Here is a 12,790-nt window from a genome sequence, read left to right on the forward strand (position 1 = left end):
GTTCAAACTGCAAACCATCCTTGAAGGCTATGAATTGGCACAGTCTCTTGAGTACGAAATGTGATCAAGAGACAGGCCCTAGGCGCCTTTTAGTGTGTTAACGGTTAGATTACCAACCCGTTTTAGCACGTAGCGCTTTGCCGATATCCGCTAACGAGCGGACAGTGGTCACACCCGCAGCTTCTAAAGCAGCAAATTTGTCAGCAGCAGTACCTTTACCGCCAGCGATAATCGCACCAGCATGGCCCATACGCTTACCCGCAGGTGCAGTGACACCAGCGATGTAAGAAACCACAGGCTTAGTCACGTGGGCTTTGATATAAGCCGCCGCTTCTTCTTCAGCAGTTCCACCGATTTCACCGATCATTACAATGGCTTCAGTCTGTGGATCGTTTTGGAACATTTCCAATACGTCGATGAAGTTAGTACCAGGAATTGGGTCACCACCAATACCTACGCAGGTAGATTGGCCGAAACCTTCATCAGTCGTTTGCTTAACCGCTTCATAGGTCAGCGTACCTGAACGTGAAACGATACCCACTTTGCCTTTTAAGTGGATGTGACCAGGCATAATGCCGATCTTACATTCACCAGGGGTGATCACACCTGGGCAGTTAGGGCCAATCATGCGCACGCCAGTTTCTTCAAGCTTCACTTTCACTTGCAGCATATCCAGAGTAGGAATGCCTTCAGTGATACAAACGATAAGCTCGATACCACCGTCGATCGCTTCAAGGATGGCGTCTTTACAGAAAGGTGCTGGAACATAGATAACAGAAGCTGTTGCGCCAGTTGCTGCAACCGCGTCTTTCACAGTATTAAACACTGGCAGACCTAAGTGTTCAGTACCACCTTTACCAGGAGACACACCGCCCACCATTTGCGTACCGTAATCGATAGCTTGCTGTGAGTGGAATGTACCTTGACCACCGGTAAAGCCTTGGCAAATTACCTTGGTATCTTTATTGATTAAGACAGACATTATTTGCCCTCCGCAGCTTTAACTACTTGCTCAGCCGCATCAGTCAGACTGGTAGCTGCAATGATATCTAGACCCGATTTAGCTAATACTTCACGGCCAAGCTCAGCGTTAGTCCCTTCTAAACGAACCACAACAGGTACTTTAACGCCCACTTCTTTAACGGCGCCAATGATACCTTCTGCGATCATGTCACAACGTACGATACCGCCGAAGATGTTAACCAGAACCGCTTTCACATTGCTGTCAGACAGAATGATTTTGAACGCTTCAGCAACACGTTCTTTGGTCGCGCCACCACCTACGTCGAGGAAGTTCGCTGGCTTGCCACCGTGCAAGTTAACGATATCCATAGTACCCATAGCCAGGCCAGCACCGTTCACCATACAGCCAACGTTACCGTCTAATGCCACGTAGTTCAGTTCGAACATAGCAGCGTGGGCTTCACGGGCGTCATCCTGTGATGGATCGTGCATTGCTTTAACTTTTGGCTGACGGAACAGTGCGTTACCATCGATACCAATTTTACCGTCTAGACAGTGCAGGTTACCTTCAGTGGTGATAACCAGTGGGTTGATTTCCAGGAGTGCGAAATCATGATCAACGAACATAGTCGCCAGACCCATGAAGATCTTAGTGAACTGCTTCATTTGAGTTGGGTTTAAGCCCAGTTTGAAGCCAAGATCACGGGCTTGATATGGCTGTGGGCCAGTCAACGGATCGATAATCGCTTTGTGAATGAGTTCTGGCGTTTCTTCTGCCACTTTCTCAATCTCAACACCGCCTTCAGTTGACGCCATAAACACGACGCGGCGTGTGCTACGGTCAACGACTGCGCCTAAGTACAGTTCGTTGGCGATATCGGTGCAGCTTTCTACTAAAATCTTAGCAACTGGCTGACCTTTCTCATCCGTTTGATAAGTCACCAGATTTTTGCCTAACCAGTGTTCGGCAAAGGCTCTGATTTCTTCTTTATCGCCAGTGACTTTAACGCCACCCGCTTTACCGCGGCCGCCTGCGTGTACTTGACACTTAACAACCCATAAATTTCCGCCAATACGGCCTGCCGCTTCTACAGCTTCTTGGGCTGTATCACATGCAAAACCTTCTGACACTGGTAAACCATATTCGGCAAATAGGGATTTTGCCTGATACTCATGCAAATTCATGATGATCTATCCGTATACTTCTAATCAAATCCAACTGGCCCTCAGGGCCAGTCACGAGGGTATGTCTGGCTTTTTCTTATAGATCGAGCAGCAGACGTGTTGGGTCTTCTAGGAAGTCTTTAATCGCAACCAAGAAACCAACAGACTCACGGCCATCGACAATACGATGGTCATATGAGAGTGCTAGGTACATCATGGGCAGGATTTCAACCTGACCATTGACTGCCATTGGGCGATCTTTAATGGCATGCATGCCTAAAATCGCGCTTTGTGGCAGGTTCAGAATCGGTGTAGACATCAGTGAACCGAAAACGCCACCGTTAGTCACGGTGAAGTTACCGCCGGTCATATCGGCAACGGTCAGTTTGCCATCACGGCCTTTGATGGCCAGATCGCGCACGGCTTTTTCGATTTCAGCGAGGCTCATGGTATCAGTATCACGTAGCACTGGTGTCACCAGACCACGTGGTGTAGAAACCGCAATGCTCACATCGAAATAGTTGTGATAAACGATATCATCACCGTCGATTGATGCGTTCACTTCTGGGAAGCGTTTCAGCGCTTCGGTCACGGCTTTCACATAGAAAGACATAAAACCTAAACGAATACCGTGGCGCTTTTCAAAGATATCTTGATATTGCTTACGGATATCCATGATGGGCTTCATGTTCACTTCGTTAAACGTTGTGAGCATAGCGGTAGAGTTTTTCGCTTCTAATAGACGATTAGCAATTGTCTTACGCAGGCGAGTCATAGGCACACGCTTCTCGCTACGGCCCGCAGCAAGAGGTGCAACTACAGGCGCAGCCGCTACCGCAGCAGCCTTTGGTGCTGACTTCACATAGGCTTCAACGTCTTCTTTAGTGATACGACCGCCCACACCCGTGCCTTTCACTTTGCTGGCATCCACATTGTGTTCTGCCAGTAAACGACGAACTGAAGGGCTTAAGGCATCGTTGCTTTCTTCACTTACCGCAACGGGCGCAGCCGCTTCGGCTTGAGCTTTAGTCACTTCTTGACCAGAAACCGCACCTGCGATGAATTTGGCAATCACTTGCTCGCCAAGAACGGTGTCGCCTTCGTGGAACAGAAACTCACCAATGTGGCCATCTTCCGGCGCAACCACTTCGAGTACAACTTTGTCAGTTTCAATATCAACCAGATTTTGATCACGAGAAACTTGCTCACCCACTTTTACATGCCAAGTGGCAATCGTGGCATCGGCAACAGATTCTGGTAGTACGGGTACCTTAATTTCGATACTCATGAAAAACTATCCTTTTATAAAATGTCTATTACTACAGTGTGGTTGTGAGTTTTAGGGCACTGTTCACTAAAGATTCTTGCTGATGTGCGTGCAGTTCTGGATAACCACAGGCAGGTGCAGCCGAGGCTTCACGACCCGCGTAGGTTAACTGTGCACTAGCAGGAATCGCAGCCCAGAAGTGATGTTGGCTAGAATACCAAGCACCTTGGTTTTGCGGCTCTTCCTGACACCAAACGAAATCTTTCACATGTTGGAAATCTGCCAAGGCAACGACCATTTCATCGTGTGGGAACGGATATAACTGCTCGACACGAATAAGCGCTACATTAGTGATATTTTCTTTACGACGTTTTTCCAATAGCTCAAAGTAAACTTTACCACTACAGAAGACGACTCTGTCAACCTTGCTCGCTTCCAAGGTGTCGATTTCACCGATCACGTTTTGGAAACTACCATTGGCTAACTCTTCCAAGCTTGAAACCGCTAATGGATGACGTAGCAATGACTTAGGTGACATCACTATGAGTGGTCGACGCATTGGACGCACTACCTGGCGGCGCAGCATATGGTAAACCTGTGCCGGTGTTGAAGGCACACACACTTGCATATTGTGGTTAGCACACATCTGCAAGAAACGCTCTAAACGGGCGCTTGAATGCTCAGGACCTTGACCTTCATAACCATGGGGCAATAACATAGTCAGACCACATAAACGGCCCCACTTCTGCTCACCCGATGACAGGAATTGGTCGATAACCACTTGGGCACAGTTCGCAAAGTCACCAAACTGCGCTTCCCAAATCGTTAAACCACCGGGCTCTGCCGTGGCATAACCATATTCAAAAGCCAGCACCGAAGCTTCTGACAGTACTGAGTCAGTAATATCGATTGGGCCTTGCTCATCGGCAATATTGCGTAGCGGCAGATAGGTGGTCGCATCGTTTTGATTATGCAGCACAGCATGGCGATGGAAGAATGTACCACGGCCGGAATCTTGCCCTGTGATACGAATACGCTTGTTGTCTTCCAGAATCGAAGCATAGGCCAAGGTTTCTGCAAAGCCCCAGTCGAGTAACTTCTCACCTTTGGCCATAGCAACACGGTCACCGTAAATTTTGGCAACACGGGATTGTAATGGATGGCTTTCAGGCACATAGCTGAGTTTATCGGCGAGGTTTTGTAAACGCTCGATGGACATTGACGCCTGATAGGCTTCATCCCATTCACGGCCAATATGAGGTGTCCAGTCAACGGAATGCAGCGTCATTGGACGCCATTCTTTCACTACGCAATCACCTTGATCTAAGGCATCACGGTAGTTGTTGATCAGGCCTGTCACTTCGTCAGCAGCGATAGTGTTTTCTGCGATCAGCTTATCAGCATAGATTTTACGCGGCGTTGGGTGTTTCTTGATCTTGGCATACATCAAAGGCTGAGTTGCACTTGGCTCGTCGGCCTCGTTGTGACCATGGCGACGGTAACAGACTAAGTCGATCACCACATCACGTTTAAACTCGTTGCGATAATCAACGGCAAGTTGTGACACAAAGGCCACAGCTTCAGGATCGTCGGAGTTAACGTGGAAAATCGGCGCCTGAACCATCTTAGCGATATCGGTACAGTATTCAGTCGAACGCACATCGTGGTGATTAGAAGTGGTAAAGCCCACTTGGTTATTCACTACGATGCGAATGCTGCCGCCCACTTTAAAGCCACGGGTTTGAGACATGTTAAATGTCTCTTGTACAATGCCTTGCCCGGTAATCGCCGAGTCACCATGGATAGTGATTGGCATCACCTGTAAACCATCTTTGCAACCACGACGGTCTTGGCGAGCACGTACAGAACCCATGACCACAGGGTTCACGATTTCAAGGTGCGACGGGTTAAAGGCCAGTGCTAAATGCACGTTGCCGCCCGGCGTTTCAAAATCAGAAGAGAAACCTTGGTGGTACTTAACGTCACCCGAACCATGGGTATCGGCGTGCTTACCCGCGAATTCATCGAACAGCTCTGCGGGACGCTTACCTAAAACGTTAATCAATACGTTTAAACGACCACGGTGCGCCATACCGACGACGATTTCTTTAGTTCCAACTTCGCCTGCACGGTAAATAATTTCGCGCATCATAGGCACTAGCGCATCACCGCCTTCTAAGGAGAAGCGTTTTGCACCAGGGAATTTGGCCCCTAGGTATTTTTCGATGCCTTCGGCGGCGTTTAAGCCTTCAAGAATACGGGTCTTAACATTTTTATCGTAATTAGCTTTACCTAAGGACGGTTCGAGACGTTGTTGGATCCAACGCTTCTCATCGGTGTCGGTAATATGCATGTATTCGGCACCGATAGAACCACAGTAAGTGGCTTTCAATGCCTTGACTAGATCCGCCAGTTTCATGGTTTCGCCGCCATGGGCGAAAGAACCTGTATTGAACTCGCGCTCCATGTCTTCTTTAGTCAGACCGTGGAATGCGGGATCTAAATCGGCGACAGGTTCACGTTTCCACAGTTCGAGGGGATCAAGGTTAGCACCTTGGTGACCACGAAAACGATGGGCATTGATCAGCTGCAGGACTTTAACTTGCTTAGCATCCATTTCAGGATCGGTCACACGAGCCGAGCTCTTATGGCGTCCTTCAAGGGCTAAACTGCGGAAATAATCACGTACTTTTGAGTGAGCAGCTTCAGGCGCGTCTTTAGAGGCACCGTTCACCGGAGGGAGATTATCAAATACCGCACGCCAATCGTCAGAGACTGACTGTGGGTCTTCTTGATAGGCTTCATACATCTCTTCTACGTAGGTCGAATTTGCACCACTTAAGTGAGATGATTCGAGCCAGGCTTTCATGATGCCTTGGTGCATTTCTATTCCTTTCAAACTTTATACACGTGCTTAGCCATAGTATTGAATATGCGATCTGCTGCGATGAGCATCGACGCATAATTTCTGCCGCCCCTAGATGTCCAGATATACGGCGCGTTGTCTTCCATTACATACGCAAAAGAGTCACCTTCTGTTACCAGAAAGTGACTCTTCAAGAGCTATATTATTATTGGTTTCAGCTCGGGTTCTCGCATTACACTGCTCGCTTAAGCAGCATAGACTTAATATGACCAATTGCTTTAGTCGGATTAAGTCCTTTTGGACAGACGTCAACGCAGTTCATGATGCCATGGCAACGGAACACACTGTAGGCGTCGTCCAGCTCAGAAAGACGATCTTCTGTTGCTGTATCACGACTGTCGATCAAGAAACGGTAGGCGTGGAGCAGACCGCTAGGACCGATAAATTTATCAGGATTCCACCAGAATGATGGGCAAGCCGTAGAACAACAAGCACACATGATACATTCGTACAGACCATCTAAGTGCGCACGCTCTTCAGGTGACTGTAAGTGTTCACGGGCTGGAGCTTTCTCATCATTGATGAGATAAGGCTTGATCTTCTCGTACTGCTTGTAGAATTGAGTTAAATCAACCACTAAATCACGTACCACTGGCATACCTGGCAGCGGGCGGATTTCCAATTTCTTACCCTTAAAGGTCGAGATTGGCGTAATACAAGCTAAGCCGTTTTTACCATTCATATTTACGCCGTCGCTACCACACACACCTTCACGGCATGAACGACGAAACGCTAAGGTTGGATCTTGCTCTTTTAACTTGATCAGTGCATCGAGCACCATCATGTCTGAGCCTTCAGCGACTTCTAAGCTGTAATCCTGCATGTATGGTTTAGTATCTACATCAGGATTGTAACGATAAACTGCAAATTCCAATTTCATCTTTGCAACTCCTAGTAGGTACGTTTCTTCGGCGGGAATGCTTCACGTAACTTAGGCGCCATATTTACAGCACGACGGTCCATAGTTTCGCTCACAGGGTCAAACAAGCTGTGGCATAACCAGTTTTCGTCATCACGCTCTAAATAATCTTCACGTGAATGAGCGCCGCGGCTCTCAGTACGGAAGTTAGCGGCATAAGCGGTCGCAATCGCCGTTGCCATTAAGTTATCTAACTCTAAACATTCAATACGTTGAGTATTGAATTCACGAGAGTTATCAGACAACTTAGCATTTTCTAAACGTTTACGGATCGCTTTCAACTGCTCTAAACCTTCAGCCATAGCATCGCCACGACGGAATACAGAGAAGTTTAATTGCATGCAAAGTTGCAGATCCTTACGGATTTGCGTTGGATCTTCACCGTCTTTGTTGTTTTCCCAACGGTTCAGACGTGCAAGTGACGCTTGAATATCCGCATCGGTAGCATCTTTAGGATCGGCGGTCTCATCGAGTGCCTTACCTAAATGTTGACCCGCCGCACGACCAAATACCACTAAGTCAAGCAATGAGTTACCGCCTAAACGGTTAGCACCGTGTACAGATACACAGGCAATTTCACCCACGGCAAACAAACCAACCACATCTTGCTCACTACCATCTTCGTTCTTGCGAACCACTTGGCCGCTGACCTTAGTCGGTAGACCGCCCATCATATAATGACAGGTTGGTAATACTGGGATTGGACCATCGGCCGGATCGATATGGGCAAAGGTACGAGACAATTCACACACGCCTGGTAAACGCGCTTCTAATGTTTCTTTGCCTAAGTGGTCGAGTTTCAGTAAACAGTGTGGGCCCAGTGGACCGTCTAAACCACGACCTTCACGGATCTCGGTCATCATAGAACGGGCAACCACGTCACGGGATGCTAAATCCTTCGCGTTAGGGGCATAACGTTCCATGAAGCGCTCGCCGTCTTTGTTCAGCAGATATCCACCTTCACCGCGACAGCCTTCAGTTACAAGTACACCCGCACCGGCGATGCCCGTTGGGTGGAATTGCCACATTTCCATATCCTGCATTTGCACGCCAGCACGCATTGCCATACCGACACCGTCACCGGTATTGATATGTGCGTTTGTCGTAGACGCATAAATACGACCCGCACCGCCTGTCGCAAGTACAGTCGCCTTGGCTTTGAAATAAACGATTTCACCGGTTTCGATTTCAATCGCTGTACAACCCACAACGACGCCATCATCGTTTTTAACGAGATCTAATGCATACCATTCTGAGAAGACTTGTGTCTTGTGCTTCACGTTTTGTTGGTATAAACAGTGGAGTAAAGCATGACCAGTACGGTCGGCAGCTGCCGCAGTACGTGCCGCTTGCTCGCCACCAAAGTTTCTAGATTGGCCACCGAAAGGACGTTGATAAATTTTGCCGTTTTCGAAACGAGAAAAGGGTAAACCCATATGCTCAAGTTCGATAATGGCTTCTGGACCGGTTTGGCACATAAATTCGATAGCGTCTTGGTCACCGATAAAATCGGAACCTTTTACGGTATCGTACATATGTTGTTCCCAATGATCCTCATGGGCGTTACCCAACGCAACGGTGATACCACCCTGCGCAGACACAGTATGAGAACGGGTTGGGAATACTTTTGATAAAAGCGCACAGCTCTTACCTTCTTTGGAGATCTGCAGTGCTGCGCGCATACCCGCACCACCGGCACCGATCACCACAGCATCAAATTCGCGTACTGGAATACTCACTTAGACACCCCACACAATAACAATGCCGGCCGCTAAATAACAAAATACGGTAACGACAAAGGTGAACTGTAAAACACCACGTAACGACGTGCACTTGACGTAATCCGTCAGCACTTGCCATACACCAATCCAGGCGTGGATAAGCAATGCCACCAGCGCAAGCAGTGTAAACACTTTCATCGGCAGAGCGCTAAAAAGGCCATGCCAAACGTCGTAGGTGAGAGGGGAACTACATGCAATAAAGCCAACCAAGAAAATGGTGTAACAGGCGAGGATCACTGCACTAGCGCGTAGTAGAATAAAGTCATGAACACCACTGCGTCCAAAACTTGCTGCATTGATTACCATACCCACATCCCCGCTAAAATTGAAAAGGCTACCGTTAATACAAAAACAGCTTTCGCTGATGCGGTACCCGAAGCCAACTCTTCCCAACGACCGGTATCCATTACTAAGTGGCGTAGGCCACCGAATAAGTGATAAGCCAGTGCTGTCAAAATGCCCCACATGATGAACTTCACAACGAAGTTATCGAATAGGGATTGTACGCCAGCAAAACTTTCAGCGGAGGCTAAAGATGAATTTAGCAACCAAATAAGAATGCCAACAGCAAACAGCATGATGACACCGGAAACACGGTGAAGAATTGACACAATCGCTGTTGCAGGAAAGCGAATGGTCTGCAGATCTAAATGGACAGGTCTTTGCTTTTTCACGTTCTGCTCACTCAGCTCCATTGAGCATTTTTTTTGTTATGTGAACCGCTTTTGTACAAACTTTAAACTGAGAGATAAATCACGGCAAAAGTAAACACAAAAGCAAAGTTTAAACAAACAGTTAACTATCTGAGCACGCTCTTATTTAACATGTAAACTAAGGGTACTTTATAATCGTTGTTTGTGGCCCTTATTGGGCGGAGGCAAGTATACTCGCGGCAAATGTCAAATACAAACATCACAGAATGCAAATTATGTTTTTTTGACGACTTTTTGGCGTAAGTGCCAGTTGCAGCAAGGAAAGTAAAGCGTTTTATACCATGGTCTAACAAATTTAAACGCTTATTTAAATTGAAATGTGATCTAGAATAGCTGTAAAGTAATGGCGGTTTGACATGCCGCACTCACAGATAAGAATGAAGTAAGGAGAACGGGGTATGGCTGATTTAAAAGCCAAATTAGAATTACCAGGGAACGACTCGATAGAATTGCCAGTAAAGCAGGGAACCGCTGGTTTTGACGTAATCGACATCAGTAAACTTGGCAGCAAAGGTTACTTTACTTTTGATCCAGGTTTTCTCGCGACAGCCTCCTGTGAATCTGCAATTACCTATATCGATGGCGATCAAGGTATATTGTTACACCGTGGCTATCCGATTGAGCAACTCGCCGTTGACTCCGATTACCTAGACCTGTGTTATCTGCTGCTTTACGGTGAACTGCCGACGACAGAGCAATATGCTGAGTTTGTACATACAGTTAAAAACCACACTATGGTCCATGAGCAACTCGCCTTCTTCTTTAGAGGCTTCCGTCGTGACGCTCATCCTATGGCGATGTTATGTGGTGTGACTGGTGCATTGTCTGCATTTTACCAAGACTCACTCGATGTCAACGATCCGCACCACCGCGAAATCGCCGCTTATCGCCTAGTCTCCAAAATGCCAACGATTGCCGCTATGTGCTACAAGTATTCCTCAGGCCAACCATTCGTGTATCCACGCAATGACTTGAGCTATGCGGGCAACTTCTTAAGCATGATGTTTGCTGTGCCATGCGAAGAGTACAAAGTTAACCCAATCGTTGAACGTGCGATGGACAGGATCTTCATTTTACATGCGGATCATGAGCAAAACGCATCAACTTCGACCGTGCGTTTAGCGGGTTCTTCTGGGGCAAATCCATTTGCGTGTATCGCAGCGGGTATCGCTTCACTTTGGGGCCCAGCACACGGCGGCGCTAACGAAGCCTGTTTGCAAATGTTGGAAGAAATCGGTTCTGTAGACCGTATTCCTGAATTTATTGAACGCGCGAAAGACAAGAATGATCCATTCCGTCTGATGGGCTTTGGACACCGTGTTTACAAAAACTTTGACCCACGAGCCAAAGTCATGCGTGAAACCTGTCACGAAGTACTGAAAGAGCTGAAGGTCAAAGATCCACTCTTGGATGTGGCCATGGAACTCGAGCGTATTGCCCTTGAAGATGAATATTTCATTTCTAAGAAGCTCTATCCAAACGTCGATTTCTACTCTGGCATCATCATGAAAGCCATTGGTATTCCAACCAGTATGTTCACTGTGCTATTCGCACTGGCACGTACTGTAGGTTGGATTGCTCACTGGAAAGAAATGTTAGATCAACCAGGTCACAAAATCAGCCGTCCACGTCAGCTATACACTGGCGAAACTGCGCGTGATTTCGTTAAGCAAGACAAACGCTAAGCTTACTATCTTAAGCATTAAAAAGCGCCCTAGGGCGCTTTTTTTATCCCGCAAAACGACCAACCTATGCGTTTCCCTTCGCTAAAAATACCTTGTTGCAATTGCCTACTTGAGTAATTTTCCTTAACCGCCTTTAGTTATTCTCATCACTTTTTAAACTTTTTAGCTACATTTAGTTAGTTTGCCTACTCAATAAAAGTATAAAATTGAATTAATATATTGAAATAAATCACTTTTCAATGTTGGCATAGTTTCTGCTATCAAATGGCATCACAATAAAGACAACAGGTAACACTCTTATGGAAAAGTCAAAAATGGTTAAATTCACTCTACCACTGCTCATGATCTCAATGCTGGCAGCCTGTGGTGAGGAAGAAGTGGCTAAAAAAGAAGAAAAATATGCCATTCCCGTTGAAACCACCACAGTGATGCAAGGTAATGTGTCTTCTTTCTACAGCACCACAGCCACCTTGGAAGCCCCCCAAGAAGCCAAGGTCGTCAGCCGTATATCCGGGCTCATTGAGTCTATTGCCGTTGAAGAAGGTGACCGCGTTCAGAAGGGTCAAGTGCTCGCTGTGATTGATTCAAAAAGACAACAATACGACTTAGACCGCTCCGAAGCCGAAGTCAAAATTATTGAGCAGGAACTCAATCGTTTAAAAAAGATGAACAATAAAGAGTTTATCAGCGCGGATTCGATGGCCAAACTCGAATATAACCTACAAGCCGCTATCGCGAAAAAGGATCTTGCAGAACTGCAAGTCAAAGAGAGTCATGTGGTTTCCCCCATCGATGGCATTATCGCCAAACGCTACGTTAAAGCCGGCAATATGGCACAAGAATTTGGCGACTTGTTCTACATAGTCAACCAAGATGAACTCCACGGTATAGTCCATCTTCCAGAGCAACAACTTACGAGCCTCAAACTAGGCCAAGAAGCCCAGGTCTTTAACAATCAACAAAGCAAGAATGCTATCCATGCCAAAGTGCTGCGGATAAGCCCGATTGTTGACCCACAAAGTGGTACCTTTAAGGTGACATTAGCCGTACCGAATCAAGATGCACGCCTAAAAGCCGGCATGTTTACCCGCGTAGAACTCAAATATGACACCCATGAAAACGTGATCACTGTGCCTTACAGTGCACTTATCAACCAGGATAACAGACAAGCCTTATATGTCATTGATGGTACGAATGCCAATCGCCGTGAAGTCGAAATTGGTTACCGTGAAGGCGACTCGGTTGAAATTGTTTCCGGTATAAACCCCGGTGAGCAAGTGGTTACCCGTGGCCAGCAAAACTTGAAAGACCAATCCTTAGTCGAAGTGATCACCCCACTCGATCTCGCCTCAGCTAAGAACTGATAGGAGCC

The 12,790-nt window shown here is 47.0% G+C and carries 10 protein-coding genes; 2 read left to right on the forward strand and 8 right to left on the reverse strand.

The features are described 5' to 3' along the window. Window positions 1-109: 109 nt before the first annotated feature. The 8 genes from sucD to sdhC all read right to left on the reverse strand — a co-directional run bounded on the left by sucD (window position 110) and on the right by sdhC (window position 9,715). Window positions 110-982, reverse strand: coding sequence for a succinate--CoA ligase subunit alpha (gene sucD / locus COW15_RS12400; RefSeq protein ID WP_011789076.1), 873 nt, complete (start codon window positions 980-982; stop codon window positions 110-112). Next, window positions 982-2,148 (reverse strand): ADP-forming succinate--CoA ligase subunit beta, encoded by a 1,167-nt coding sequence (sucC, locus tag COW15_RS12405; RefSeq protein ID WP_198780209.1) that lies wholly within the window; start codon window positions 2,146-2,148, stop codon window positions 982-984. The genes sucD and sucC overlap by 1 nt, the downstream gene beginning before the upstream one ends. A 76-nt stretch (window positions 2,149-2,224) precedes the next feature. Then, window positions 2,225-3,415: a 2-oxoglutarate dehydrogenase complex dihydrolipoyllysine-residue succinyltransferase gene (gene odhB, locus COW15_RS12410; protein ID WP_293632856.1), complete on the reverse strand. Its 1,191-nt coding sequence runs from the start codon at window positions 3,413-3,415 to the stop codon at window positions 2,225-2,227. Between the two features lie 31 nt (window positions 3,416-3,446). After that, complete coding sequence (locus COW15_RS12415; protein ID WP_293632857.1) at window positions 3,447-6,278, reverse strand: 2-oxoglutarate dehydrogenase E1 component; 2,832 nt, start codon at window positions 6,276-6,278, stop codon at window positions 3,447-3,449. A 214-nt stretch (window positions 6,279-6,492) separates the two neighbouring features. Next, window positions 6,493-7,200, reverse strand: a complete 708-nt coding sequence (locus COW15_RS12420; protein WP_293632858.1) for a succinate dehydrogenase iron-sulfur subunit — start codon at window positions 7,198-7,200, stop codon at window positions 6,493-6,495. An 11-nt stretch (window positions 7,201-7,211) separates the two neighbouring features. Next, window positions 7,212-8,978, reverse strand: a complete 1,767-nt coding sequence (gene sdhA / locus COW15_RS12425) for a succinate dehydrogenase flavoprotein subunit (RefSeq protein WP_007647508.1) — start codon at window positions 8,976-8,978, stop codon at window positions 7,212-7,214. Beyond that, the gene (gene sdhD / locus COW15_RS12430; protein ID WP_293632859.1) at window positions 8,979-9,326 is read right to left on the reverse strand and encodes a succinate dehydrogenase, hydrophobic membrane anchor protein; all 348 of its coding nucleotides are present in this window, start codon (window positions 9,324-9,326) and stop codon (window positions 8,979-8,981) included. It lies immediately after the preceding gene. Then, window positions 9,320-9,715, reverse strand: coding sequence for a succinate dehydrogenase cytochrome b556 subunit (gene sdhC / locus COW15_RS12435; RefSeq protein ID WP_007647505.1), 396 nt, complete (start codon window positions 9,713-9,715; stop codon window positions 9,320-9,322). The genes sdhD and sdhC overlap by 7 nt, the downstream gene beginning before the upstream one ends. A gap of 416 nt (window positions 9,716-10,131) precedes the next feature. Here sdhC and COW15_RS12440 point away from each other — a divergent pair, with 416 nt between their 5' ends. Next, the gene (locus COW15_RS12440) at window positions 10,132-11,418 is read left to right on the forward strand and encodes a citrate synthase (protein ID WP_007647504.1); all 1,287 of its coding nucleotides are present in this window, start codon (window positions 10,132-10,134) and stop codon (window positions 11,416-11,418) included. A gap of 299 nt (window positions 11,419-11,717) precedes the next feature. After that, window positions 11,718-12,782 (forward strand): efflux RND transporter periplasmic adaptor subunit, encoded by a 1,065-nt coding sequence (locus tag COW15_RS12445; RefSeq protein ID WP_293632860.1) that lies wholly within the window; start codon window positions 11,718-11,720, stop codon window positions 12,780-12,782. Window positions 12,783-12,790 lie beyond the last annotated feature (8 nt).

The sequence above is a fragment of the Shewanella sp. CG12_big_fil_rev_8_21_14_0_65_47_15 genome (assembly GCF_002783505.1).
Classification (GTDB): domain Bacteria; phylum Pseudomonadota; class Gammaproteobacteria; order Enterobacterales; family Shewanellaceae; genus Shewanella.

Excerpts from the sequence above, each read along its gene's own strand:
- sucD (WP_011789076.1), bottom strand. The coding sequence starts at position 982 with ATGTCTGTCTTAATCAATAAAGATACCAAGGTAATTTGCCAAGGCTTT.
- odhB (WP_293632856.1), bottom strand. The coding sequence starts at position 3,415 with ATGAGTATCGAAATTAAGGTACCCGTACTACCAGAATCTGTTGCCGAT.
- sdhC (WP_007647505.1), bottom strand. The coding sequence starts at position 9,715 with ATGGAGCTGAGTGAGCAGAACGTGAAAAAGCAAAGACCTGTCCATTTA.
- sucC (WP_198780209.1), bottom strand. The coding sequence starts at position 2,148 with ATGAATTTGCATGAGTATCAGGCAAAATCCCTATTTGCCGAATATGGT.
- COW15_RS12445 (WP_293632860.1), top strand. The coding sequence starts at position 11,718 with ATGGAAAAGTCAAAAATGGTTAAATTCACTCTACCACTGCTCATGATC.
- COW15_RS12440 (WP_007647504.1), top strand. The coding sequence starts at position 10,132 with ATGGCTGATTTAAAAGCCAAATTAGAATTACCAGGGAACGACTCGATA.
- COW15_RS12415 (WP_293632857.1), bottom strand. The coding sequence starts at position 6,278 with ATGCACCAAGGCATCATGAAAGCCTGGCTCGAATCATCTCACTTAAGT.
- COW15_RS12420 (WP_293632858.1), bottom strand. The coding sequence starts at position 7,200 with ATGAAATTGGAATTTGCAGTTTATCGTTACAATCCTGATGTAGATACT.
- sdhD (WP_293632859.1), bottom strand. The coding sequence starts at position 9,326 with ATGGTAATCAATGCAGCAAGTTTTGGACGCAGTGGTGTTCATGACTTT.